This window comes from Amycolatopsis sp. A1MSW2902, assembly GCF_017312175.1.
In the GTDB taxonomy this organism is placed as follows: domain Bacteria; phylum Actinomycetota; class Actinomycetes; order Mycobacteriales; family Pseudonocardiaceae; genus Amycolatopsis; species Amycolatopsis nivea.
On record NZ_QJPO01000001.1, the window covers coordinates 5,520,206 to 5,545,040 of the forward strand.

Sequence of the window (24,835 nt, forward strand, 5' to 3'; positions counted from 1 at the left end):
CCTCCACCGCAACGAGAAAGGACGAACGAGTGCGCACATCGAAACGCTTCGGCCGGATCATCGCCATCGGCGCCGCCGTGACGGCCCTGGTCGGCCTCACCGCGGCGTGCGGCGGCCGGGAGTCCCAGTCGGGCAACAGCCAGGAAGCCAAGAGCGTCACCATCGGCTACATCAACTGGGACGAGGACGTCGCCCTCACCAACCTGTACCAGGCGGTGCTGGAGGAGAAGGGCTACAAGGTCAAGACGCAGATGCTCGACGTCGGCCCGATCTACGCGGGTCTCGCGAAGGGCGACGTCGACCTGTTCCTCGACTCGTGGCTGCCCGCGACGCACAAGCAGTACTGGGACCAGTACAAGAACCAGCTCGAGGACCTCGGCGTCTGGTACGACAAGGCGACCCTGAACCTCGCCGTGCCGGACTACGTGAAGGACGTCAACAGCATCGCCGACCTCAAGGACAAGGCGAGCATGTTCGGCGGCAAGATCACCGGCATCGAGGCGAGCGCGGGCGAGACGGGCATCGTGCAGAAGAACGCGATCCCGCAGTACGGCCTCGACGGCGCGATGACCCTGCAGAACTCGTCGACCACCGCGATGCTGGCCGCGCTCGACAGCTCGATCAAGGCGAAGAAGCCGATCGTCGTGACGCTGTGGCACCCGCACTGGGCGTGCTCGCGCTACCAGCTCAAGGATCTCCAGGACCCGAAGGGCGCGATGGGCAAGGGCGAGCAGATCCACGCGCTGGGCCGCAAGGGCTTCGAGAAGGACTTCCCGGCGCTCGCCGGCGTGGCCAAGAAGCTGAAGATGTCGGACGAGGACCTCGGTTCGCTCGAGGACGCGATCCAGAAGGCTCCGAAGGGCCAGGAAAAGACCGCCGCCAAGCAGTGGGCGGATCAGCACAAGCAGTTCGTGGACCAGGCTTTCGCCGGTCTCTGAGCAGGCTCCGGAACGACCCCGCCTCCCGTTCGCCGGGACGCGGGGTCGTTTCTTTTTCCCGCCGGCCGGGCAGCCGGGACGGCCCGATTCCCCCTGATTCGTTGCCCAGCACCGTTATCGAGCGGAATCCGCCGCGAGATGCGGCACACTGGGCATATGTCTCGCGCGCCGATCTCCGCTCGCACCGACGTACCCGACGACGTCGACGCGGTCACCGAAGCCGTGCTCACCGCTTCGCGGCTGCTCGTCGCGGTGTCCGCGCGGTCCATCGCCTCCGTCGGCGACCTCATCACGATGCCGCAATTCCGGCTCCTGGTGGTGCTGCATTCCCGCGGCCCGCTGAAACAGGCCGCGCTCGCCGAACATCTCGGCGTCACGCCGTCCACCGCGAGCCGGATGATCGACCGGCTGGTCGCCGTCGAGCTGGTCGCCCGTTTGGGCAATCCGTCGTCCCGGCGCGAGGTCGTCATCGAACTCACTCAGGAAGGCGACCGGATCGTCCGCGTCGTCACCCAACGGCGGCGGCGCGAAATCGCCGCCGTCGTGGAGAAGATGCCCGAATCGGCCCGCCGCGGCCTGGTCGACGCGCTGACCGCGTTCGCCGAAGCAGGCGGCGAACCGCCCGCCGGAAACCCGGCCGACTCCGTCTGGGTCTAGCTTTCCGCTGCCACCGCGCGAATCCCGTCGGTGACTTCTTTCGCCGACGGGGCCTCCTCCGGGTCGAGCAGCCACTGCACCATCAGCCCGATCACCAACGCGCTCTGCACCGCCCCGCCGACCCCCGCGCGCGCCTCCCGCAGCCCCTGCACGAGATGCCGGCGCACGTCCGGTGACCGCTCGGCCCGCACGAGCGCTTCGAGCTGCGCGACCCACAGCGCCCGGTGCTCGCCGAAGCTGTCGATCAGCCGGCTCAGCCCCTGCTCGGACAGGTCGAAGGACGAATCCGCGACCTGACCGCCCAGCTCGTCGACAGCCGCGACCAGCGCCTGCGTCAGCAACGCGTCCCGCGACCCGAAGTGGTAGCCGATCGCCGCGTGACTGACCCCCGCGGCGGCCGCGATGTCGCGCACCGTCGTGGTGCCCCAGCCCCGCTCGATCAAGCAGCGCTTCGCCCCGGCCAGCAGATCCTCGCGATTACCCATGGCGCCCAGCCTAGCCCAAGTCTTGTCCAGATGGTTTATCCAAACGGTTTGACCAAATGGACAAACCTTGGCTACGGTCTCTCCCATGACCTCCTCGAACGTCCTGATCTCCGGTGCCGGCGTCGCCGGCACCACCCTCGCCGAGCTGCTCACCCGCGCCGGCCACCGCGTGACGATCGTCGAACGCGCCCCCGCCCTCCGGCACACCGGTTACGCCGTGGATTTCCGCGGCGCCGCCTTCGATGTCCTCGCCGAGCTGGGCATTCTCGACAACGTCCGCCGGCACGACACGAAAATGACCGGCACCGCCATCGTCGACCGCGACGGCACCCAGGTAGACCTGCTGCCCGCCGAAGCTTTCGCGGGCGAGCTGGAAGTGCCCAAGCACGTCCTGAACGAGCTGCTGTACGCCCTGACTGTAGATCATGTCGAGTACCGCTTCGGCACCTCGATCACGTCGCTGACGCAAACTGAGGCCGCCGTGACCGCCGAACTGACCGACGGTTCCGCGGAGACCTACGACCTGGTCTTCGGCGCGGACGGCGTGTACTCGAAGGTCCGCCAACTGGCCTTCGCCCCGCACTCAGCAGTACTGCAGCACCTCGGCCTTTCCGGCGCGGGCTTCACCATGCCGAACTTCCTGAACTTGGACCACAGCGGCCTCCTCCGCACCGCCGACGGCACTGCGGTCTACTTGTTCAACTCAGCGGATCCCGACCGCCTGACGGTCAGCCTGTCCTTCGGAACGACCTCAGGAGCCCTGGACCGTCTCCCCCGTGCCGACCAGGAAGCAGCGACCCGCGCCGCCTTCGCCGGTGACGCTTGGCACACGCCGCGCCTGCTCGAGGCGATGTCGGAAGCCGCGGATTTCTACTTCAGCTCGAGCACCCAGATATACCTGGACCACTGGTCGACCGGCCGCATCGCCCTGGTGGGAGACGCCGGATACTGCGCCGCGCCGACGGCGGGCATGGGCACCTCGCAGGCCCTGCTCGGCACCCGTTCGCTGGCCCGGCATCTGGCGGACGCTCCATACCCGGAAGCTTTCGCCAAGTACGAGGCCGAACTCCGGCCGTATGTGACCGAAAACCAGGCGAATGGCCGCGCGGCGGCAGCGATGTTCGGCGGCGCGCAGGAGTGATCGCGGATTGCCCTGGGTTTTCCCGCCGAATACAACAAAGCCCGGTTGATCTTTAATCGATCAACCGGGCTGGCTGTACCCCCGATGGGATTCGAACCCACGCTACCGGCGTGAGAGGCCGGCGTCCTAGGCCGCTAGACGACGGGGGCTTAGGAACTTCCCCGTTTCCGGGGCGTTTCTTGCGAGAGAGAACTTACCAGAAGCGATTTTCGCACTTCCGAGAGGGGGTCCTCTCTGCAGCTGGGGTACCAGGACTCGAACCTAGACTAACTGGACCAGAACCAGTCGTGCTGCCAATTACACCATACCCCAGTGAGGTACTTTCCCGGTTGCCCAGGTCAGTGCCGCACGAGAAGAAATACTAGAACATCCCGCCGCGGACCGTCGCAGCGGGGGTCCCCGCCGCCCGCGGGGCAGGCACGCCGACCGTCGCGTACTCCGAAACCAGCAGCTCAGGAAGCTCGCCGAGCCCCGCCACGGTGTGCACCCCCTCAGGCGCCCGCTCGCCGGTGCGACTGGTCCCGTCGCGATCGAGCCAGACCGCGCCGAGCCCGGCTTCGAACGCGCCGATCGCGTCGGTGTCGAGCTTGTCCCCGACGTGCACCGTGCGCTCCGGCGGGCAGTCCAGCGCCAGGCAGACCGAGTGGAACATCACCGGATCGGGTTTCGCGACCCCGACCTCCCCCGCGATCGCGACGTGGTCGAAATACGGCGCCAGCCCGAGTTCCGCGATTTTCTGCCGCTGATGAACCCCTGAGGCGTTCGTCACGGCGGCCAGCTGAAGCCCCGCGGCGCGCAGCCATTCCAGGCAAGGAAGAACATCGTCGAACAACCGCCAGGACCGAGCCAGAATCTCCCGCCGGCGCGCCTCGAACGCGCTCACTTGCGCGGAGTCGCCGAAGATCCCCAACTCGGCGAGGAAACATTCAGTACGCCGGTGATGCATGACGTCGTAACCGAGTTTCCCCGCCACCACGAGCGCGACGTGCTCCTCGGTGATCAAATCCCACAACGGCCAAAGATCGTCGCGCCCCGTGAGCGCGTGCAACGTACGCCGGATCGCGGCGGTGCAGTCGATCAACGTGTCATCGATGTCGAGGCAAACCAGACTCAACTCAGGAGGAGCCCACGGTTCGCGACCGGCAGCGGCCGGCGGGGCAGTACGAGCACGCGACAGAGCGGCCGGGGCGAAATCCACCCCGTGAGGCTAGGGCACTCGCCGCGTTCGCAACGCGGCCAAAAAGGTGATTACCCCAGAGCCGTTGCCGCTGACCGGCTCTACCGCCGGTGCACAAAGTGTCCGCCCCGTGACGTTCACCACCGCCCCAGAGGGCCGAGCGGGTGAAAGCCGCTTACTCCACGCTCCCCTTCGAAAACTTACCAATTCCGAACGGTCCCCCTCGGTGCTCGCCCCACTGCCCCCTCCCGCATCCGCCTCGAAACCCTGTAGCCACAACCCTTTCCCCGCTCACAAAGTCGGCCGTCCTCAGCCTTGACTGTCCTCAAAGCAACAACAACCACGCATAAGTTCCGCGACCGAACTAACCACCCGAAATCCTTTCCGGAAATACCGTCGCCGTGACCTTTCCGGCCAGATGGCAGCGACCCGTCATCCCGCCGGAGATCCACATACGCGAACCACGTGCCATTACGCAAACTCCCCACATTCTGGCCTCCCGCGGACTACATCAACTCCGCTGCCGACACCAGCCAGTGGCAGTTCCCGTGCTCTCCCTGAAGACACCGCGCCCCGCCGATCCCGACCACGATCCCCGGTGGACAGAACCGATCCCGCCCACAACCCCCGGCGGTAAAGCCGATCCCGCCCACAATCCCGGGCGGGCAAAGCCGATCCTGATCGCGATCCCCGGTGGGCAAACATGCTCTCGACCCCGCCGCTGCTGCCCATCGCCGCTGAGGCAACCCCTCTCCCGCTCGCCTTGCCTGCCCGCCTCGCGTTGCATGCCTGCCTCGCATTGCCTGCCTGCCTGCCTGGCCTACCTCACTTGCCTTGCCTGGCCCCCCTTGCCTGCCTCACTTGCCTTGCCTGGCCCCCCTTGCCTGCCTCACTTGCCTTGCCTGGCCCCCCTTGCCTGCCTCACTTGCCTTGCCTGGCCCCCCTTGCCTGCCTCACTTGCCTTGCCTGGCCCCCCTTGCCTGCCTCGCTTGCCTCGCATGCCTGCCTTGCCTGCCTTGCCTGCCTCGCCCGCCCGAAGCCTCCGCCAACTCCGACCCCAACCGCACTCCCCGACACCCACCCCACGCCTGACCCCCACCCCATCGGCCGACTTGACGCACCCTCCGCCCAAGGTGCATCCTCAGTGTTATTCAACAGGCGATGAATAAGAGGGAGCTGGGGAAGATGACCGAGCACACGGGCTGCGTCATAGTCGGCGGCGGACCAGCAGGCATGGTGGCGGGTTTGCTGCTGGCCCGAGCAGGCGTAGAGGTAACCGTGCTGGAAAAGCACGCAGACTTCCTCCGCGACTTCCGCGGCGACACCGTCCACCCGTCCACCCTCAGGCTCCTGGACGAGCTGGGCCTGGGCGAGAAATTCGAAGCGCTCCCGCACACCAAGGTGACCACCGTCGGACTCCCCACTCCCGACGGCGACGCGCTGACCCTCGCCGACATGTCCCTGCTGAACGTCCCCCGCCCGTATGTGGCGATGGTCCCCCAATGGGATTTCCTGGACCTGCTCGCCGAGACAGCGCAGAAGGAGCCGACCTTCACCCTGCGCCTCGAAACCGAAATGACCGGCCTGCTCCGCTCGGGCCGCCGAGTCACCGGCGTCCGCTACCGCACCGCAGACGGCACCGAAGGCGAACTGAAAGCCAACCTGGTCCTCGCCGCCGACGGCCGCTGGTCCCTGGCCCGCCGCTCAGCCGGCCTCACCCCGCGCGAGTACTACACCCCGTTCGACGCCTGGTGGTTCCGCCTCTCCCGGAAGCCCGAGGAACAGGAAGCCACGCTCATGCCGAGGATGCGCAACCACCGTTTCGCAGTGCCGTTGCCACGCAAGGGCTACTACCAGATCGCCTACCTCACGCCGAAGGGCAAGGACCTGAAAGACGCCGGCATCGAAAGCTTCCGCCGCGACGTCACCGAGGTCTGCCCGGAATTCGCCGACCGAGTGCACGAACTGAAGTCCATGGACGACGTCAAGTTCCTCAACGTCCGCCTCAACCGCCTGCACCGCTGGCACGTCGACGGCCTGCTGTGCATCGGAGACGCCGCCCACGCGATGTCCCCAGTCGGCGGCGTCGGAATCAACCTGGCGGTCCAAGACGCCGTCGCGGCCGCGAGGCTACTGGCCGAGCCGCTCCTCCGCGGCAAACCGACCGAAAAGGACCTCACCGCAGTCCGCCGCCGTCGCCTCCTGCCGACCGTCGCCGTTCAGGGCTTGCAACGCCTTCTCCACCGCCGCGTAATGGGCCCCGTAATGACCGGCCACGCCGACGGCCCGCCCGCACAATTGATCGCCCTGCTCAGGCGCTTCCCGAAACTCGCTCGAGTCCCGGCGTACCTCATCGGCGTAGGCATCCGCCGGGAATCCGCCCCAGCCTTCGCCCGCCGCCCAGCAGAACCGGCCAGCCGCTAAGCCCTCACTGGATTCGCCACCAACCGGCAAGACCGAGCACCTCTCGCCCACGCGACGCACCCGCCCACCGGCATCACCCGCCGGTGGGCAAAGCCGACGACGGGAATGCGTTTCGCCACCCAGCGGCAACAACGCCAACGACCCGCCGACTGACCATCAGCGCTCTCGCCACCCAACGGCAACAACGCCACCAACTCGCCAACTGACGATCAGCTGCGCTCTCGCCACCTACCGGCGACGGCACCGACTCCCAGCCAGCTCAGCACCGATCGTCTTTCGCCGCTCCGAGGCAACGGCGCCGACCGCTCGCCAAGCGAAGCGCCAGCGACCATTCACCACTCACCGGCAACAGCGCTGACCACTAGCCAGCCCGATCACCAGTCACCTCTCGCCGCCTCGCGGCGACAACGCCGACCACTCGCCGCTCAACGGCAACAACACCCGCCGCTCCCGCCAGAGCAGCGATCACCTCTCGCCGCTCAACGGCAACGGCTGCCACCAACCCAGGCACTAGCCACCGAACGGCAACAGCCCAAGCCGCCGCAGCTTCACCCCGGCAGCCAGAAAACCAGCCCCGACTAGGGATTCGCCACTAAACGGCAACGCCCGAACGCACTCCGCCGAGCCGCTGTCGCCACTAAACGGCGACACCCAGCTCAGAGGTCCTGAACCGGGTTCGTCAGAGTCCCGATGCCGTCGATCGTGATGGACACCGACTGCCCGTTGACGATCGGACCGACCCCCTCCGGCGTGCCGGTGAGGATCACGTCGCCGGGAAGGAGCGTCATCACCCGCGACACGAACTCGACCAGTTCGGGCACCTTGTGCACGAGGTCGGAGGTACGTCCGTCCTGCTTCAGTTCGCCGTCGACCTCGCTGCGGAGCGCCAGGTCGGACGGGTCGATCGACGTGTCGATCCACGGACCGAGCGGGCAGAACGTGTCGAACCCCTTCGCCCGACCCCACTGGCCGTCGGACTTCTGCAGGTCGCGCGCGCTCACGTCGTTCGCGACCGTGTAGCCGAGGATCGCACTGGCCGCGCGGGCCGCGGGCACGTTCTTGACCGGCTGTCCGATGACGACCGCGAGTTCGCCCTCGAAGTCAACGCGTCCGACATCCGACGGACGGCGGATCGGAGCATTCGGCCCGACGACCGTCGTGGACGGCTTGATGAACAGCATCGGCGCGGACGGCACCTCGTTGCCGAACTCCGCCGCGTGCTTCGCGTAGTTCCGGCCGACCGCGATCACCTTCGACGGCAGGATCGGCGCGAGCAGCCGGACGTCGGCGAGCGGCCAGCGCTTGCCGGTGAAGTTCGGCTGGCCGAACGGATGTTCCGCGATCTCGAGGACCTGGGCATCGTCGCCGTCCCCCTCGATCGAAGCGAACGCGACACCACTGGGATGAGCAATACGAGCTAGACGCACGGCCCCAGTCTACGTACCCCCACCGACTGTCGCGCACCCCGAGCGTGCGCGACAGTCCCCCTCGCTCCATTCCGCACGAACGGACCCCTCGCACCAGGTGACCTGACGTGACACAACTGGCGCGAAAGGACCCATCGCACCGGCCAGAAACGACCGCAAATACAAGCCAGCCTCAGCACCAGCACGCACGGCCACCAACGACCCGATTGTGAGCCGTAATACCACCCGCACGAAGGCCAGACCCGAAAGCCTCGACGCCCCCAGCAGGAAAGCCGGAATCACCCGCCCACAGCAGCCACCCCCAGCTCGGGCACCGACGGTTCCGACGCGACTGCCAGGCTCTTGTGCACCAACGCGTCGCACAACGCCAGCCAGCTCGCCTCGACGATGTTGCCGTGCACGCCCACCGTCGTCCATTCGTGTTCGCCGTCGCTAGTTTCGAGAAGCACCCGCGTGACGGCGTCCGTCCCTGGGTTCGACGGCAGGATCCGCACCTTGTAATCAGCCAGCTCCATGCTGTCCAACCAGGACAGATATGGCGTCAACGCCTGGCGCAGCGCCGCGTCGAGGGCGTGCACCGGGCCGTTCCCTTCGGCGGTCGCGATGACTCGCTCGCCCGCGACGTGCACCTTCACCGTCGCCTCGGAGACGACTTCGCCGTCCTGGCGGTGGTCCAGCACCACCCGGTACGACTCGAGCTCGAACGGCGGCGGATCCGACTTTTCGCCGGAAACCTCCTCGACCTCGCGGCGCAGCAACAGCCCCAGCGACGCGTCGGCCGCTTCGAACGACCAGCCTTCCGATTCGAGTTCTTTCACCTTCCGCACCGCGTTCGTGAGTGCGTCGGGCCGGCCGGCAAGGTCGACCCCGAGTTCACGTCCCTTGAGCTCGAGACTGGCCCTGCCGGCCATCTCTGTGACCAGTACTCGCATGCCATTGCCGACGGAAGACGGATCGATGTGGTTGTACAACAACGGATCCACCTTGATCGCACTCGCGTGCAGCCCCGCCTTGTGGGCGAAAGCGGACGACCCGACGTAAGCCTGGTGGGTGTCGGGTGCGAGGTTGGCGATTTCGGCCAAAGCATGGGAGACGCGAGTGAGCTCGGCGGCTCCTCCGGTCGGGAGGACGTCCATTCCGAGCTTGGTCACGAGGTTTCCCGCTACGGCGAACAGGTCGGCGTTGCCTGCCCGCTCCCCGTAGCCGTTCGCGGTGCATTGCACGTGCGTCGCACCGGCCTGTACCGCAGCGACAGAATTCGCTACGGCACAGGAAGTATCATCCTGGCAATGGATTCCGAGCCGGAATCCGGTCTTTTCCTTGATCTCGCCTACGGTTTCGGCAAGCCCCAGCGGTAACTGCCCACCGTTGGTGTCGCACAGCACGAGAACGTCCGCGCCAGCGTGCGCCGCAGCGTCGAGCACCCGCAGCGAGGTTTCGGAAGAGAAGGCATAACCGTCGAAAAAGTGTTCTGCGTCAAGGAAAACGCGTCGTCCTTCGCCGACGAGGAAAGCGACTGTGTCCCGCACCATCGCGCATGCCTCGTCGACGTCGACCCGCAGCGCTCGCTCAATGTGCCGAAGGTCCGATTTGGCCACCAACGTGACAACCGGGGCCGCCGAGTCCAAGAGCGCACGGACCTGCGGATCCTTGTCGGCCGCAGTTCCGGCCTTGCGGGTGGATCCGAACGCAACCAGCGCAGCGTGCTTGAGCGGCAATTCTCCCTGTGCCGCGCGGGAAAAGAACTCCGTGTCCTTCGGCAACGCACCCGGCCAGCCGCCCTCGATGAACCCGACCCCCAGCTCGTCCAACAGCCGCGCAACAGCCAGCTTGTCCGTGACGGAGTAGGTGATCCCTTCGCGCTGAGCACCGTCGCGCAAAGTGGTGTCGTAGAGGTGGAAGGCATCGCCGAGCGGCGTGCCGGCGGGTTCCGTGCGGGTCACGGTGTTCTCCTTGTGGCGGGGCAGAACCTGGTCCAGGCAACAAAAAAACCTCCCGCATGGGTGCGAGAGGTTGCGCGCCGGTAGCTCTTGTGGAGCGTCTATCCGGCGCGCAAGGCAATAATGACGGAGATGGCGGTCATGTCGGCCATCATGCCACAGCTTCGCCCGGCTTCCAAACGCCGGGCGAAGCATCCCACCTTCTGAGAGTCGTCAGCCGGACAGTTTCGCCAGGTAGCGGCCGAATTCCTCGACCGCGGCCGCATTTCGCGGCCCCTCCACCAAAGCCGCGTACGGCAGCGCGAAGAAGCGTCCTTCCTTCACCGCTGGGATGTCGCGCAGGCCAGGACGCGAGCGGAGGAAGTTCTCCTTGTCGGCCACGCTGCCAACCTCGCCGCCGTAGTCGTTGATGAGGATGACGTCCGGCGCTCGCTGGATCACGGCTTCCCAGCTGACACTGGTCCAGCTGTCGTTGAGGTCGGCGAAGATGTTGGCACCACCCGATTTGGTGATGATTTCGTCCGGGCCCGCGTTGCGTCCGGAGGTGAATGGCTGGTCACGGCCGTCGTCGTAGAGGAACACCTTGGGTTTCGGCCGTCCCGCCGGGACCGCGTTCGTGACAGCGGCGACCCGTGCGCGGTACTCTTCGATCAAACGTTCTGCACGATCACTGATTCCGAAAATTTTCCCCAGATTGCGCATGTCTGTGTACAGCGCGTCGAGCGGTCGCATGATGCCCCGTTGCTTGCCATTGCCGTTGCGGCAGGCCTCGGTGAGCAAGTAGCTGGAGATGCCCAGCTTCGCGAGGGAGTCCGGGGTGAACCCGGTTGCTTCCGAGAAGCCGTAGTTCCAGCCCGCGAATACGAGGTCCGCTCCCGCGCCCTGCACCACCTCACGGTTGATCTTCTCCGCGAGCTTGGGCACCTTGGCGAAATCGGCTTTCCACGGCGACGAGGCGACGCCGCCGGACTGTCCTTTGTCGACCACGTAACCGGCCATCCGGTCGCCCAGGCCGAGCGCGAACATCAACTCGGTGATGCCGATGTCATTCGTCACGACGCGAGAAGGAGGTTTGGACACGGTCAACGACGACCCGCAATTGGTCACCGTCACCGGAAACCCGGCCGGTGCGGCTCGACTGTCCCCTTCGGACACTTGAGCGCCGCATCCGGTGGCGACGAGGGCGACCGTCACGAGCAACGCGACTGTCCTACGCATGACTGTCCTCCTGGGACTCGAGCAGGTCGAACAACAACTGCGGACGGCCCGTAGCGGGATGCGGCACCACATGCCCGCGCACGCCGAACACCTCGGCGAGCAGAGCGGGCGTGAGCACCTCCGCCGGGGTTCCGCTCGCGACGAGACGGCCGCGGTCGAGCACGTGCACCACGTCGCACACGGCGGCGGCGAGGTTCAAGTCGTGAAGTGCGGCCAGCACCGTAGGTCCGCTGGTGCGTGCGAGCGCGAGGACTTCGAGCTGGTGCCGGATGTCGAGATGGTTAGTCGGCTCGTCGAGCACCAGGATCCGGGGCTGCTGCGCGAGTGCACGCGCGATCAGCACCCGCTGCCGTTCGCCGCCGGACAAGGTGAGCACGCCTCGCTCGGCTAGGTGCGCCAGACCCACTTGGGCCAGCGCGTCGGCGCACAACCGGTGGTCGGTCGCGCTCATGCGGTCGAGCAGGCCGTGATACGGCATTCGACCCATCGCCACCACTTCTGCGACGGTGAAGTCGAACTCCGCGTGCGATTCCTGCGCGACCGCGGCGATCGCGCGCGCCCGCTTCCGCGGTGCCATGCCATCCAGCGGTCGACCGTCGACCAAAACAGCTCCGGCCGACGGCTTGAGCACTTGGCAGACGGCGCGCAGAGTCGTCGACTTTCCGCTGCCGTTCGGGCCGAGCAGTCCGACGAACTGACCTTGCCGTGCTTCGAGGGTCACGTCTTCGACCAGCGTGCGACCGGCCGCGGTCACGCTGACGCCGTTGAGCGAGAGGTCCATTCACGCACCTCCGAACACGTAGGCGCGACGACGCATCAACAGCAGGAAGGCCGGTACCCCGACCGCCGCGGTCAGCACCCCGATCGGCAACTCCTCGGGTGCGGCGAGCACCCGCGCCGCGACGTCCACCCACACCAGGAAAACCGCACCGGCCAGCGGTGCCACGGCAAGCACCCGGCGATGATCGGCACCGACGACCAGCCGCACCAGATGCGGAAGGATCAGCCCGACAAACCCGATCGCCCCGCTCACCGCCACCAGAACCCCCGTCATGGCAGCACAAACGATGAACAGGAGGATCCGCAGTTTCCCGACGTCAACGCCGAGAGTCGTCGCCGCTTCGTCGCCCATGGCGAGCGCGTTGAGCCGACCGGCCAGCGCCAGCAACAACAAAACCCCGCCGACCACCACGATCGCGGCGACCGGCAGCGTGCCCCAATTCGCGCCGGCGAGGCTGCCGAGAAGCCAAAACAGCGCCGACCGCGCGGCCTCGCCGTTCGGCGCTTGGAAGACGATGACCGTGGTGATCGCGAAGAACCCATAAGACAACGTCGTTCCGGTGAGCACCAGACGCAGCGGTGTGAGCCCTTGCCGCGTACGGGCGACGAGGTAAACGATCAAAGTTGCGGCGAGCGCGGCCACGAACGCCCCGACCGACAACGCGTAGATCCCGAGCGACGCGAAGACGCCGAACAACGTCACCGCCGTCGCGCCGACGGACGCGCCAGAAGAAATCCCCAACACGTACGGCTCGGCGAGCGCGTTGCGCACCATCGCTTGAATCGCGACGCCCACTGTCGACAACCCCGCACCGACGACCACCGCGAGCAGAACGCGAGGAAGCCGAAGGTCCCAGATGATCCGGTACTCCCCGACCTCGTCCGGGCTGATCGTCCCGCCGAACAACCCAGCGCGGAGAAAGGCCCACGTGTGAGTGACCGGTACCGCCACCGTCCCGATCCCGACCGCGATGACGATCGACCCGAGCAACGCCACCCCAAGCCCGAGCAGCACCGGCGTCAACGGCCGTCGCCGCTGAACGGCTACGGCCCCGACCTGGGATTCGCCGCTCAGCGGCGACACAGCCTGCTGGCCCTGCGATTCGCCACTCAACGGCGACACAACCTGCTTGTGCTGGGGTTCGCCATTCGACGGCGACGGGACCCGCTGGCTCTCGGGTTCGCCACCCAACGGCGACGTAACCGGCTGGCTCTCAGGTTCGCCACTCGACAGCGACACAGCCCGTTCGCCCGGGGATTCGCCACTCAACGGCGACGCCACCCGCTGGCTCTGAGATTCGCCAGTCCACGGCGACACAACCGGTCGGCTCTGAGATTCGCCAGTCAACGGCGAACCCCGCCCCTCCCCCAAGGATTGGCCGTCCAACGGCGAGACATCGCGAGCCCCGGAGCCACCCAACTCACGGCGAGCCGAGTTGTCGGCCTGCAACTCACCGATCGGCGACTCGCCGCACTGCCCCGAGTCGCCGCGAAGTGGCGAGCCCGCGGGAGCAGAACCACCCTGCCGGCTCGAGCCGCGCGTACCTCCATCACCGCTGGACGGCGAAACACCAGAACCACCGTCGCCGGAAACCGGCGAATCCCTGGCCTCGTCGACCACGGGCTCGGGAGAAGCAGAACGTCCTTCAGAAAAAACCACCGGCGACGACCCAATCGAGACATTGGGCCCGCAAAAGACGGCAGCCGCCGGCGGCGGGAGTGTCGTCTCCCGCAGACCACGACGGGAGGGGACGAGGTTCGAGGAACCTCCGCCGGTATCGGGCTCGCCTTCGGCTCCCGGGAGAGGGAGCCGAAGGCCTACCGTTGCGGGTCAGCGCCGGAATTCGACCGGCTTCCGCGGCGGGGTCCGAAAAAATCAGGCGGTCAGCCGGCCTGACGCGCGTTGGACGAGACGAGCGCCGCGAGGCGGTCGCCGATCGCCTGGGTCGCGCCGGGGGACGCCTGGTCGCGCGTGGCGAGATCGAACGCCACCGAGGCCTCGATCCGCCGTGCCGCTTCCTTCTGGCCGAGGTGGTCCAGCAGGAGCGACACCGACAGCACCGCGGCGGTCGGGTCCGCGAGGCCCTGGCCTGCGATGTCCGGAGCGCTGCCGTGCACCGGCTCGAACATGCTCGGGTTCCGGCGCGTGATGTCGAGGTTCCCGCTGGCCGCGAGGCCGATGCCGCCGGTCACCGCGGCCGCGAGGTCGGTGATGATGTCGCCGAAAAGGTTGTCGGTGACCATCACGTCGAACCGCGACGGGTCGGTGACCAGGTGGATCGTGGCGGCGTCCACGTGCGAGTACGCGACGGTGACGTCCGGGTGCTCCAGCGAAACCTCTTCGACGATCCGCGACCACAGCGAACCGGCGTGCTCCAGCACGTTGGTCTTGTGCACGAGCGTGAGGTGCTTGCGCGGCCGCTCTTCGGCGCGGTTGAACGCGTCCGCGACCACGCGCCGCACGCCGAAGGCCGTGTTGACGCTGACCTCGGTGGCGATCTCGTGCTCGGTGTCCTTGCGCAGCAGGCCGCCGTTGCCCGCGTACGGGCCTTCGGTGCCTTCGCGCACCACGACCATGTCGACGTCCCCGGCATCGGCCAGCGGGCCGCGCACTCCGGGGTACAGCCGCGCCGGGCGCAGGTTCACGTGGTGGTCCAGTTCGAACCGCAGCCGCAGCAGCAGGCCGCGCTCGAGGATTCCGCTGGGCACCGTCGGGTCGCCGACCGCGCCGAGCAGGATCGCGTCGTGCTGGCGCAGTTCGCCGAGCACCGACTCCGGGAGCAGCTCCCCGGTGGCGTGCCACCGCGAGGCGCCGAGGTCGTAGTTCGTGATCTCCGCCGCCGGTGCTACCTCACCGAGCACCTTGAGCGCCTCGGAGACCACCTCGGGCCCGATCCCGTCCCCTGGGATCACCGCGAGCCGCATCCACACACCTCCGTAGCCCAGGCCACCGGGCGCACCGATGGCCCATTCGCACAAAAACGCCAGCAGCGGAAGGTTACCGGCCGTAGACAAGGTGCCGTAGCCGCACCACCCTTATGCCGCATCCTCCCACAGGGTGAGACACCCGTTCGGGCGAACGGAAACGGGGGCTTGCCCAGGCCGGACAGCCTTGGCAAGCCCCCGCGTCCCGCTATGCGGCCGCCTGCGCGGCACCCTTCAAGTTCCCCTCAAAGGGTGAACCAGGGTCAGCCGCGCGGGAACTGCGATTCGATCCGCACGACCGAGGCGCGCTGCCCGGCCGCGTTGTGGTGCTCGATCGCCAGCAGGCCCTTCGCCTTGTCCCCGGCGACGGCGGCCCTGTTGCGGTTGACCACCAGAGCCGTGCCCGGCTTGGCGACGTAGCCCAGCGCCGCGTCGCCGCCGCCCTGCGCGGAGTACGCCGGTGCGAGCACGTCGAACGACAGCGGAGTGCTGACCTGGTCGATCAACCCGTTCGAGGTACCCGGCGCGACGTAGTACCCGGCGGTGCCGACCGTGTAGCTGATCCGGTGCGACGCCTCCTTCGGGTCGATGCCGAGCGCGGCGATGCTGACCGGCAGCACCATCACGTTCGAGTCGAACACGTTGGTGTCGACGTCGCCGAGCTGCCCGTTGATCGCCTGCAGGTCCACCGACGGGTTGCCCGGCTTGGTCAGCGACACCGTGTTGACGAGCAGCACGTCCGACCCCGTCGCCTTCGTCACGAAGGTTTCGAAGTCCGGCTTGCCGTCGCCGGTGGTGTCGATGTCCACGAACGGCACCGTGTTGCTGCCGAGGTTCGCGAAATCGCTCCAGGTCGTGATGCCGAACGCCAGCGTCGCGTTCTCCGGCTCCCCCTGCGCCTTGGCGAGCGGGGCCGTTGACGCCGCGCCGACATAGCGCAGGTCGCCGCCCTTCGCGGTGCGGTTGAGGGTGCAGTCGGACGTGACGTGCGAGTCGCATTCCGGCAGCTGCGGCGATTCGGCCTGCAGTTCGAGGACGCTGATCAGCGAGCGGTACCGCTGGGAGCCGCTGCCCTGGTCGATGCCTTTGCCGCCGAGGTTCAGCACGGCCTGGTCGGCGTTCGCGCCGAAGCGCACGCCGGCCGGGGTGGTGATCGCCGAAACCGGCTTCGGCGACGAGTACACGGCCACCCGCAGCGGAACGGTCGCGCCGTTCTTCGGGGTGAACGCGACCCGGCCCGAGGCGTCGGCAACGAACTGCCGGGCGAGCCCGGCCTGCGAAGCCGCCATGGTCGGGTCGAGAACCTTGCGCAGCGCCTTCGGGTCGGTGATCTTCAGCGTCACCTTCACCGTCGCGACCCCGCGCGGGTTCAGCTTCACCGAGCTCTTGTCCACTGTGTACTCAACGCCGGGCAGGCTGTTGACCGCCTCGTAGCCCACCGAGTACTCGGCCGCCTTGACGCCCTTGTTGACCACCTTGATCGTCTTGCTCAAGGTGACCGGCCCAGCCGCCTCGACGGTGCCGAACGTGACGCTCACCGCGCCCGGGTCGTCCTGCACATACGCGAGAACCTGGTTGTCCAGCGCGGCTTTCGCGTCGATCCGGCCGGCCCCGACGCGCTGCGGGCCGTAGGTGTGCCCGGCTCCGTCTGTGATGTCGTGCACCGCGGTGCCCACAACGTCGGCCTTGACCTCTTCGACGCTCCAGTCCGGGTGCGCCTGGCGGACCAGCGCCGTGATGCCCGACGTGTGCGGCGCGGCCATCGACGTGCCCGAGATGACCAGCCGCTCGTTGCCGCTGCCGCGGAACGCCGACGTGATCGTGTCGCCGGGCGCGGCGACGTCCGGCTTCACCGACGGACCGCGTCCGCCGCGCGAGGTGAACGAGCTGGGAGTGTCCACGATGGACTGGTCATAGGTCTGCAGCGTGGTCCGACCGGCTCCGTACAGCCGCACGGTCAGCGTGCCCGCGGTCAGACCCGCCCGCACGGCCTGGGTGGCCTTGCCGGTGAGCTGGAACATCGGAACGGCCGCGTTGCCCGCGATACCCGCGCCGAAATGCTCCACAGTGGACGAAAGCAGCACGCCCTTGGCACCCGCGGCCTGCGCGTTGTTGGCCCGTGCCGCGGAACCGCACGGACGGGTGGCGTCGTTGTCGTCCCACTCCAGCCACGCGATCTTGCCCGCGACCTTTGCCTTGTCCTCAGCCGAATAGGCGGCGCAACCGGCGTTGTTGCTCGCCGAGATCGGCACCACCGGAGCGGTGAGGTCGAGGGTGTCGTAGCCGGTGTACTCCTGGCTGTACTGACCAGGCTGCTGGCCGGCGGTCGGGGCCTTGACCTCGATCGCGTCCCGCAGCTCGCCCGCGTCGCGGCTGCTGGCCACGGTGAGCGCTTCCGGGGTGTTGCCCGGCGAACCGGCGATGTCGTTGATGTCGCCGCCGTTGCCCGCCGAGATCACCGGCAGCACGTTGTTCTGCGCGAGCTTGCGCACGAACAGCGAGTCCGGGTCGTCCGGCGCGCCGAAGTCGCTGCCCAGCGACAGGTTCACGACGTCGAGATGGTCGGTGAAGTCGCCGTCGCCGTCCGGGTCGAGCGCCCAGTCCAGCGCCTGCGACGTGACGTTCGTGGAACCCTTGCAGCCGAACACCTTGATCGCGTACAGCAAAGCCTTCGGCGCGGTGCCCGGCCCGATCCGCATGGCGTCGAGCGTCTTCTTGTTCAGCTTCTTGTAGTCGCCGGTGAACGTGCTGCCGTCGGCGTTCACGCCGAAGCCGCCGATCGTGCCCGCGACGTGCGTGCCGTGCTCGCCGCACGCGATCGGGTTGGGGTCCGGCACCGGCGTCGGCGAACCGGTCTTGCCCGCCGAGTCGTAGTCGTCGCCGACGAGGTCGGTGCCGCCGACCACCTTGGCGCTCGGGAACAGCGGCGACGGCTTGGCGCGGTCGACCGCCTTGTACGCCTCGGGCGTGCCCGGTCCGCCGAAGTCGGCGTGGGTGTAGTCGATGCCGTCGTCGATCACGCCGACGCGGATGTTGTCGCCGAACTTGCCGGTTTTCTGCCAGCTGGCAAGCGTGTTGGTGAGCTGTTCGGCGCTGGCGTTGGTGCGGTTCTTCGGCACGACCGTGCGCACCGAGACGACGTCCGGCCGTTCCGCGAGCTGGCGGATCTTGGCCGCGTCCGCGGTGACGACGGCGCCGGGCACCGCGTTGGCCGTCTGGGTGACCAGCTTCGTGCCCGCGTCCGCGGACCGAAGCTGCCCGACGACGGAGCTGACCGCCGCGGCGACGTCGGCCTTGGCCGCCTTCGCTGCCTGCTTGGCCTTCTCCTTGCCCTTGCCCTGCTCCTCCTTGAACGCGTCCACCGCGGGCTTCTTGGCCAGCTCGACGAACGCGGTGATCTGCCCCTGGGCCGCGCTCAGCCGGGGCGAAAGCTTGCCCTGGACCTTGCTCGCGTCGACCTTCACCGGAGCGACCGGCTCGGCAAGCGGCGCGCCCTGCGCGGACGCCGCGGGCACGGCGACAGCCGCCGCCAGCACCACCGCGGAACCCACGACCACCGAGCGGGCAGCCCACCCGGGCAACCGGGTTCTGCTCATGAGTAACCCCTTCTCGAGGCCCGGATCACGAACCTGCCCGCGCTCCCCATTCGCACCCCCGACGGTGAGCACCGGCGCCGCACCGTGCTCTCACGGCGCGTGGTTCAGCCTCGCGGCAAGAACCTAACTGTCCGAAACCCCTACTTTCGTGCGGAAAAAGCTCCGTTACCCGAATGTTGCCGGTGCGGGCGAACAACAGAACGGCCCCTTCCCCGGGAGTCCGGGAAAGGGGCCGTTCGGCGAAATCGGGACTAGCTGAAGTCGACGGCGCGGATGGTGTGCGCGCCGACGGTGGCTCCGATCGGCTCGAGGACGTTGGCGTCCACGTGCCGGTCGACGCGCAGCAGCATGATCGAGTCGGAACCGTCCGTGCTCTGGCTGATCTGCGCGGCCTCGATGTTGATGCCGGCCTCGCCGAGCAGCGTGCCGACGCGGCCCATGACGCCCGGGCGGTCCGGGTACTCGATCACGAGCACGTCGCCCTCGGCGCGGAGGTCGAAGTGCCTGCCCTTGACCTCGACGATCTTCTCGACCTCGTCCTTGCCGGTGACCGAACCGGACACGGTGAGCGTCCCGCCGTCGCCGTGCACCGCGCGGAGCGTGACCAGGCTGCGGAACTTCGGGCTCTCCGACTCGGAAACCAGCTCCGCCTGCACGCCGAGCTCCTCGGCCAGCCGCGGCGCGTTGACGAAGGTGACCTGGTCCTCGACCACTCCCGCGAACAGCCCGCGCAGCGCCGCCAGCTTCAGCACGGCGGTGTCTTCGCTGGAGATCTCGCCCTTGACCTCGACGGTCAGCGACGTCGGAGCCTTCGGGTTCAGCGCGGTCAGCACCTGGCCGAGCTTCTGGGTGAGCGACAGGTACGGCCGCACGTGCTCGCCGACCGCGCCGCCGCCGGACACGTTCACCGCGTCCGGCACGAAGTCGCCGCGCAGCGCCAGCAGCACCGAACGCGCCACGTCCGTGCCCGCGCGGTCCTGCGCCTCGGCCGTCGACGCGCCGAGGTGCGGCGTGACGACGACGTTCGGCAGGTTGAACAGCGGGCTCTCGGTGGTCGGCTCGGTGACGAACACGTCGATGCCCGCGCCGCCCACGTGGCCGCTGCGCACCGCGTCGGCCAGCGCTTCCTCGACGATCAGACCGCCGCGGGCGGCGTTGACGATGATCACGCCGGGCTTGGTCTTCTTGAGCGCCTCGGCGTCGATGAGGCCCTTGGTCTCCGGCGTCTTCGGCAGGTGGATGGAGATCGCGTCCGCGCGTTCCAGCAGCTCGTCGAGGGTGACCAGCTCGATGCCCAGCTGGCCGGCGCGCGCGGCCGAGACGTAGGGGTCGTACGCGATGAGCTTCGCGCCGAACGCGGCGAGCCGCTGGGCGAACAGCTGACCGATCTTGCCGAGCCCGACGACGCCGACCGTCTTGCCGTTGATCTCGACGCCGGAGAACGAGCTGCGCTTCCACTCGCCGCCGCGCAGGCTCTGGTCGGCGGCGGGAACGCGGCGGGCGACCGCGAGCAGCAGCGCGACCGCGTGCTCGGCGGCGGAGACGATGTTCGACGTCGGCGCGTTCACCACGAGCACGCCGCGCTCGGTGGCAGCCGGGACCTCGACGTTGTCCAAGCCGACGCCCGCGCGGGCGACGACCTTCAGCTGAGTGGTCGCCCCGAGCACCTCGGCGTCGACCTTGGTGGCGGATCGGACCAAAAGCGCGTCGGCGCTCTTCACCGCCTCGAGCAGAGCGGGACGGTCGGTGCCGTCCACGTGCCGGACCTCTACCTCGTCACCGAACACACTCAGCACGGAGGGCGCGAGCTTCTCCGCGATGAGGACTACGGGTTTGCTGGGCTTGGTCACGATGCGGCTCCCACTATCTGGTCACGAAATCGAGGACGCTCTCTCGCGGCGCACGTCGTTGTGCCCGGACTGGCGGGAGTTTAACGCGGGGCACTGACAGCCCGCTGCCCCCGCTGTTCACTTGTTCGTAATCCGGTGAAGACAAGCCCCATCAGGCGCTCTGTACCGCCTTCTCCCGGAAGGTGGGATCCGGCCCAGGAAGCGCCGTGCAGCAACAAAAGCAGCTCCCGGACCGTCACGTCGGCGCGGAAAACGCCGGCCGCTTGCGCCCTGTCCACTAGGTGAGACGCGGCTTCGCGCATCGCTTCGCAGGAGGCATGCAGCCGCGACTTCGGATCGTCGAACGCGTGGGCCAGCATTTCGGTAAGCCCGCGGTAAACGGCGGACGTTTCGCCGAAGCCGATCAGCCAGGTGTACAGCCCATCGAGCGGATCGTCGGCGAGCAGCAGCTCACGCGCCTTTTCCGCCTGGGTGTCGAACCGGTCCCGCAGCAGCGTCTCGATCAGGTCTTCCCTGGTCGGGAAGTGGCGATACAGGGTGCCGATCCCGACGCCGGCGCAGCGGGCGACGTCTTCGAGCGAGGCGTCGACGCCGCGTTCGGCGAAGGCGCGCCTCGCTTCGGCCAGCAGGCGGTCGTAGTTGCGGCGGGCGTCCGCGCGCATCGGCTTGACGTCGGTCATCTCGGGTCCGAGTTTATCCCGTGACAAATCGGAGGCACCCTCCGTATAGTAACCGGAGGCAGCCTCTGGTTCTGTGGTGCGTCCTCAGTGGACGTATCGACCTTGGCTGCGCCGGGATCACGCCGCGCTTCCGCGGCCAGGAACTTCTTGGAGTCTGTTGTGGATCTGTTCGCGAAGCTTCCCGCCGCCGCGGAAGGCGGGACCCGATGACCGTCGGGATCTGGACGTTTGCCTTTGACGGCAAGGAAATCGGCGAGTTACGCACGGCGGCCCGCGAGGTCGAATCGCTGGGTTTCACTGCCCTGTGGTTCGGCGAATACCGCGGCCGAGAGGCGCTCACTCAGGCCGCGCTGCTGCTCGAGGCGACCACGACGTTGACTGTGGCGACGGGGATCGCACGCTTCTCCGAACGGTCAGCGGCGTCCGCCGAAGCTGCTGGACGGACGCTGGCCGAGGCGTATCCAGGACGGTTCACACTGGGTTTGGGCGGACATCGGCCCGGCGGCGGAGGCAGCGCGATGCAGGACTACCTCGACGCCATGGATGCAGCCGACCTCGACTTTGCCTCCAGCGCCCGGCCACGTCGACTTCTAGCCGCCCTCGGCCCGAAAATGCTGAAACTCGCGGCGACTCAGGCCGACGGCGCGCACACGTACTTCGTCCCTCCAGAGCACACCGCATTCGCCCGCGAGACGATGGGACCCGACGCGTACCTCGCCGCCGAACAAGCCGTCGTCCTCGACCCAGACCCGTTGCGGGCGCGGCGAATCGCCCGCGAACACGTCGCCGGCTACGTGCGACTCGCCCCACACCAAAGAGCGAATCTGCGCCGCCTCGGCTACACCGAGGAAGACCTAGCCGACGGCGGCAGCGACCGCCTGGTCGACGCGATCGTGGCGTACCGCAGCGAGCAGGAAATCGCCGACCGAATCCGCGCCCACCTCGACGCCGGCGCGGACCACGTCTGCGTCCAGGTTCTCGGCGACGGGCCGGAGATTCCCGTAGACGGCTGGCGTCGCCTCGCCGACCTGGTTCCCTGACTCCCCGATGGGGCTTTCGGCACTTCCCGCGAAAGCCCCACCCGGCTTACTCACGAGATCTCCGCCAAACCCGGCTACCGGTTCAGCCCGCACTCGCCGAAGCCGTCTCTCGGACGCCGAATCCCCTGCTCACCACGGATTCGCCACTAAACGGCGAATCCGTTCATCCCCTGCATACGGGCACTTTTTCGTTCATCACCGACATTCTCCCGCCTCCGCGCCCGCCGCAGTGATCCCGACGAACACTTCCCCTGAACGGGCGACCCCGGCGGGACCGTTTCGCCGTTCAGCGGCCACCACCCGCTGTTATCTTCGCGAGACGCCTCGCCCGCGTTCGCCCCGGGAGCCGCCGGTGTTCACGAAACTCGCCATCGCCGCGTCCCGAACAGTCGAACTGGTCCTGCTGGCGCTGGGGATCGTCACCTTCATCCAGGACGACAACGTCCTCGCCCTTCTCTCCTGGGATCTGCTCGCGCTGATCTATCTCGGCATCCGGATCGCGCGCGTGTCCCGTAGCCGGAAAAAAGACCACACCGACGCCCGGTGGTTGAAAGGCGTACTTGGCCGCCGGCTGGGACTGCTGTTCACCCTGTTGACCAGTCTGGTCGGCGTCACCGCTGGACTGTCGATCGTCTTGCCGGAAACAGCGGGCATCGACCCGGTCGTGGCGAGAATCGTCGGTGTCCCCGCGGTCCTGCTGGCCTGGGCGATCCTGCACTTCGGTTACGCGGAACGCTACGCCCAGAAGTACTACGACAGCCTCCCCACGCAGCACTTCCGCTTCCCCGAAACGGAACGTCCCACCCTGGCCGATTTCACCTATTTCGCGTTCACCATCGGGACGAGCTTCGCCGTCTCGGACGTCGAAACGAGGACGACGTCGATCCGTTCCCTCGTCCTCGCGCACAGCGTCCTGTCATTCATGTACAACACGGCCACGCTCGGCATCGCAGTCAGCGTCATCACCGGCGGACGTTGACCCTTTTGAGTTACAGTTGTCCTCGCGCGGCAGGGGCCGCGTCCTGTCCGCGGAAAGGGCTGAGCCCACCCCCGTACTACGAGTTGCCGAGCTTCTCCTTCTTCCCTGCCCGGTGCCGGCGGACCACGGGGCGCACAAGGGAAGGAAGGACTCCCTGATGACGGCCTTGCCCGCCAACCCCGACCTCGGTCAGCTCCGCAAGCAGGCAAAGGAACTCGCCCGCGCGGATGCGGTCGCACTGTCGGAAGCGCAGTTCCGGCTCGCCCGCCGCTACGGATTTCCCAGCTGGCCACAGCTTCAGTCGTACGTCCGCCGAATCGCCGAGCACGGACCGGACGTCCAGCACGCCTACCACCAGGACGTCGAGTACTACCGAGGCCGCGCCGTCGGCCTCCTCGCCTCAGCCGAAGACGGCACTCCCGACGCCCGCACCGCCTTCGACCGGCACGAACAACCGCTGACCCGCACCGGCGCGCGAACCGTCATCGCCCGCGAGCACGGCTTCCCGACGTGGCGGGCTTTGGCAGCCCACGTCGAGAATTTGCCGAAAAACGGCGAACCGTTCGCCCGGGCGTATCAGCTGGTAGAAGCCCGAGACTTGGACGGCCTGACCGCACTGCTCACCGAAGCCCCGTACCTTGCCCACGCACGCGGCACCAACGGAAACGATCTGCTCGGCATGGCCTCAGCGACCCATGACGAACGCCTCGTCCGCATCCTGCTCGCCCACGGTGCCGATCCCGCACGAGCCAACGCACACGGTTGGACTGCCTTGCACCAAGCCGCCTACAGCAATTTACCACTGATCGCCGACCTGTTGATCAACGCCGGCGCGCCCTTGGCCGTCTCCGGCCGCGGCGACGGCGGAACCCCGCTCATTGTGGCTCTATTTTGGGGAAATCGCGCTGTTGCCGAAAAACTGGCAACGCACGAACGGTCCCCTCACAACCTCCGCGTCGCAGCCGGTCTCGGCGACGACGCACAACTGGATGAACTCGTCAGTCCAAAGGGGACTCTTTCTCCCGCAGCCGGCGCACACCGTGAGTTCTACCGTCCACACAGCGGTTTTCCCTTCTGGCAGCCCACAAACGACCCCACGGAAGTCCTCGACGAATCCCTAGCCTGGGCCGCCCGCAACAACCAAACGACCGCACTCCGCACCCTGGCCGCACGCGGCGCGAACCTGGACGCCGACGTCTACCGCGGCACCGCCCTCACCTGGGCAGCGACGTGTGGCCACTCAGCGGCAACAGAAACCCTGCTGTCACTGGGCGCGAACGTCAACCACGTCGGCACCTTCGGCGGCCCACGCCACGGCGTCGGCGTCACGGCGCTGCACCTGGCCGCCCAAAGCAACCGACTGGACGTCATCGAACTCCTCGTATACGCTGGCGCCGACCTCACTGCCCGCGACGCTCTCTGGGACAGCACCCCCGAAGGCTGGGCAGAAGCCTGCGACAGCCCCGCCGCTCAAGATCTACTACACCGCCTCAGTCGCCACTAATCGGCAACTCCCAGCCGGTAGACAACCGGAGTCTGCAGTCCGTATCGTAACGGACTACAGACTCCGGTTAACCG

General features: G+C 67.7%; 18 protein-coding genes, 2 tRNA genes and 1 riboswitch. Of the genes, 7 read left to right on the top strand and 13 right to left on the bottom strand.

Annotated elements, in window-relative coordinates:
- Nucleotides 1-29: 29 nt before the first annotated feature.
- Together DMP23_RS25310 and DMP23_RS25315 are read left to right on the top strand one after the other, a co-directional pair.
- Nucleotides 30-938 carry a glycine betaine ABC transporter substrate-binding protein gene (locus DMP23_RS25310; protein ID WP_337822713.1) on the top strand — a complete coding sequence of 303 codons (909 nt, stop codon included), beginning with the start codon at nucleotides 30-32 and terminating at the stop codon, nucleotides 936-938.
- Between the two features lie 156 nt (nucleotides 939-1,094).
- Nucleotides 1,095-1,595: a MarR family winged helix-turn-helix transcriptional regulator gene (locus DMP23_RS25315; protein WP_051728872.1), complete on the top strand. Its 501-nt coding sequence runs from the start codon at nucleotides 1,095-1,097 to the stop codon at nucleotides 1,593-1,595.
- Here DMP23_RS25315 and DMP23_RS25320 read toward each other — a convergent pair.
- Nucleotides 1,592-2,080, bottom strand: coding sequence for a TetR family transcriptional regulator (locus DMP23_RS25320; RefSeq protein WP_337822714.1), 489 nt, complete (start codon nucleotides 2,078-2,080; stop codon nucleotides 1,592-1,594). The two genes, DMP23_RS25315 and DMP23_RS25320, sit on opposite strands and share 4 nt — an antisense overlap.
- A gap of 85 nt (nucleotides 2,081-2,165) precedes the next feature.
- On the opposite strand from DMP23_RS25320, the gene DMP23_RS25325 reads away from it, so the two are divergent.
- Nucleotides 2,166-3,221: an FAD-dependent monooxygenase gene (locus tag DMP23_RS25325; RefSeq protein ID WP_337822715.1), complete on the top strand. Its 1,056-nt coding sequence runs from the start codon at nucleotides 2,166-2,168 to the stop codon at nucleotides 3,219-3,221.
- A 76-nt stretch (nucleotides 3,222-3,297) separates the two neighbouring features.
- On the opposite strand, the gene DMP23_RS25330 is transcribed toward DMP23_RS25325, so the two are convergent.
- The 3 genes from DMP23_RS25330 to DMP23_RS25340 all read right to left on the bottom strand — a co-directional run bounded on the left by DMP23_RS25330 (nucleotide 3,298) and on the right by DMP23_RS25340 (nucleotide 4,329).
- A tRNA-Glu gene (locus tag DMP23_RS25330) sits at nucleotides 3,298-3,370 on the bottom strand.
- Nucleotides 3,371-3,461: 91 nt separating this feature from the next.
- Nucleotides 3,462-3,533 (bottom strand) — tRNA-Gln (locus DMP23_RS25335).
- Nucleotides 3,534-3,582: 49 nt separating this feature from the next.
- Nucleotides 3,583-4,329, bottom strand: coding sequence for an HAD family hydrolase (locus DMP23_RS25340; RefSeq protein WP_443111354.1), 747 nt, complete (start codon nucleotides 4,327-4,329; stop codon nucleotides 3,583-3,585).
- Nucleotides 4,330-5,583: 1,254 nt separating this feature from the next.
- Between DMP23_RS25340 and DMP23_RS25345 the strand changes: the two genes are divergently transcribed.
- Entirely contained in the window at nucleotides 5,584-6,822 is a 1,239-nt protein-coding gene (locus DMP23_RS25345) for an FAD-dependent oxidoreductase (RefSeq protein WP_134665566.1), read from the top strand.
- A gap of 656 nt (nucleotides 6,823-7,478) precedes the next feature.
- On the opposite strand, the gene DMP23_RS25350 is transcribed toward DMP23_RS25345, so the two are convergent.
- From DMP23_RS25350 to DMP23_RS25390, 9 genes are all read right to left on the bottom strand, one after another.
- Complete coding sequence (locus DMP23_RS25350; RefSeq protein ID WP_037811749.1) at nucleotides 7,479-8,249, bottom strand: fumarylacetoacetate hydrolase family protein; 771 nt, start codon at nucleotides 8,247-8,249, stop codon at nucleotides 7,479-7,481.
- Nucleotides 8,250-8,527: 278 nt separating this feature from the next.
- Nucleotides 8,528-10,192, bottom strand: coding sequence for a citramalate synthase (gene cimA / locus DMP23_RS25355; RefSeq protein ID WP_337824448.1), 1,665 nt, complete (start codon nucleotides 10,190-10,192; stop codon nucleotides 8,528-8,530).
- 210 nt (nucleotides 10,193-10,402) lie between these two features.
- Nucleotides 10,403-11,407, bottom strand: a complete 1,005-nt coding sequence (locus tag DMP23_RS25360; RefSeq protein WP_337822717.1) for an ABC transporter substrate-binding protein — start codon at nucleotides 11,405-11,407, stop codon at nucleotides 10,403-10,405.
- Nucleotides 11,400-12,188, bottom strand: a complete 789-nt coding sequence (locus tag DMP23_RS25365; protein WP_337822718.1) for an ABC transporter ATP-binding protein — start codon at nucleotides 12,186-12,188, stop codon at nucleotides 11,400-11,402. The genes DMP23_RS25360 and DMP23_RS25365 overlap by 8 nt, the downstream gene beginning before the upstream one ends.
- Nucleotides 12,189-13,262 carry a FecCD family ABC transporter permease gene (locus DMP23_RS25370; protein ID WP_205670073.1) on the bottom strand — a complete coding sequence of 358 codons (1,074 nt, stop codon included), beginning with the start codon at nucleotides 13,260-13,262 and terminating at the stop codon, nucleotides 12,189-12,191.
- Nucleotides 13,263-13,962: 700 nt separating this feature from the next.
- A riboswitch (cobalamin riboswitch) is annotated at nucleotides 13,963-14,044 on the bottom strand.
- Between the two features lie 27 nt (nucleotides 14,045-14,071).
- Nucleotides 14,072-15,112 carry a 3-isopropylmalate dehydrogenase gene (locus tag DMP23_RS25375; protein WP_337822719.1) on the bottom strand — a complete coding sequence of 347 codons (1,041 nt, stop codon included), beginning with the start codon at nucleotides 15,110-15,112 and terminating at the stop codon, nucleotides 14,072-14,074.
- A 263-nt stretch (nucleotides 15,113-15,375) separates the two neighbouring features.
- A complete protein-coding gene (locus tag DMP23_RS25380) occupies nucleotides 15,376-18,708 on the bottom strand; it encodes a S8 family peptidase (RefSeq protein ID WP_337822720.1) in 3,333 nt (1,110 codons plus the stop codon).
- 251 nt (nucleotides 18,709-18,959) lie between these two features.
- A complete protein-coding gene (gene serA / locus DMP23_RS25385) occupies nucleotides 18,960-20,558 on the bottom strand; it encodes a phosphoglycerate dehydrogenase (RefSeq protein WP_134665574.1) in 1,599 nt (532 codons plus the stop codon).
- Between the two features lie 80 nt (nucleotides 20,559-20,638).
- A complete protein-coding gene (locus DMP23_RS25390; protein WP_337822721.1) occupies nucleotides 20,639-21,238 on the bottom strand; it encodes a TetR/AcrR family transcriptional regulator in 600 nt (199 codons plus the stop codon).
- 206 nt (nucleotides 21,239-21,444) lie between these two features.
- Here DMP23_RS25390 and DMP23_RS25395 point away from each other — a divergent pair, with 206 nt between their 5' ends.
- The 3 genes from DMP23_RS25395 (at nucleotide 21,445) to DMP23_RS25405 (ending at nucleotide 24,761) form a co-directional block, all read left to right on the top strand.
- The gene (locus DMP23_RS25395) at nucleotides 21,445-22,278 is read left to right on the top strand and encodes a TIGR03620 family F420-dependent LLM class oxidoreductase (protein WP_337822722.1); all 834 of its coding nucleotides are present in this window, start codon (nucleotides 21,445-21,447) and stop codon (nucleotides 22,276-22,278) included.
- 352 nt (nucleotides 22,279-22,630) lie between these two features.
- Nucleotides 22,631-23,257 carry a DUF1345 domain-containing protein gene (locus tag DMP23_RS25400; protein WP_238607912.1) on the top strand — a complete coding sequence of 209 codons (627 nt, stop codon included), beginning with the start codon at nucleotides 22,631-22,633 and terminating at the stop codon, nucleotides 23,255-23,257.
- Between the two features lie 16 nt (nucleotides 23,258-23,273).
- Nucleotides 23,274-24,761, top strand: coding sequence for an ankyrin repeat domain-containing protein (locus tag DMP23_RS25405; protein ID WP_443111285.1), 1,488 nt, complete (start codon nucleotides 23,274-23,276; stop codon nucleotides 24,759-24,761).
- Nucleotides 24,762-24,835: the final 74 nt, after the last annotated feature.

Bases quoted from the DNA above. Each gene is read 5' to 3' on its own strand.
- DMP23_RS25320 (WP_337822714.1), bottom strand. From the start codon at position 2,080: ATGGGTAATCGCGAGGATCTGCTGGCCGGGGCGAAGCGCTGCTTGATC.
- DMP23_RS25360 (WP_337822717.1), bottom strand. From the start codon at position 11,407: ATGCGTAGGACAGTCGCGTTGCTCGTGACGGTCGCCCTCGTCGCCACC.
- DMP23_RS25345 (WP_134665566.1), top strand. From the start codon at position 5,584: ATGACCGAGCACACGGGCTGCGTCATAGTCGGCGGCGGACCAGCAGGC.
- DMP23_RS25315 (WP_051728872.1), top strand. From the start codon at position 1,095: ATGTCTCGCGCGCCGATCTCCGCTCGCACCGACGTACCCGACGACGTC.
- DMP23_RS25390 (WP_337822721.1), bottom strand. From the start codon at position 21,238: ATGACCGACGTCAAGCCGATGCGCGCGGACGCCCGCCGCAACTACGAC.
- DMP23_RS25380 (WP_337822720.1), bottom strand. From the start codon at position 18,708: ATGAGCAGAACCCGGTTGCCCGGGTGGGCTGCCCGCTCGGTGGTCGTG.
- DMP23_RS25365 (WP_337822718.1), bottom strand. From the start codon at position 12,188: ATGGACCTCTCGCTCAACGGCGTCAGCGTGACCGCGGCCGGTCGCACG.
- DMP23_RS25395 (WP_337822722.1), top strand. From the start codon at position 21,445: ATGACCGTCGGGATCTGGACGTTTGCCTTTGACGGCAAGGAAATCGGC.
- DMP23_RS25375 (WP_337822719.1), bottom strand. From the start codon at position 15,112: ATGCGGCTCGCGGTGATCCCAGGGGACGGGATCGGGCCCGAGGTGGTC.
- DMP23_RS25325 (WP_337822715.1), top strand. From the start codon at position 2,166: ATGACCTCCTCGAACGTCCTGATCTCCGGTGCCGGCGTCGCCGGCACC.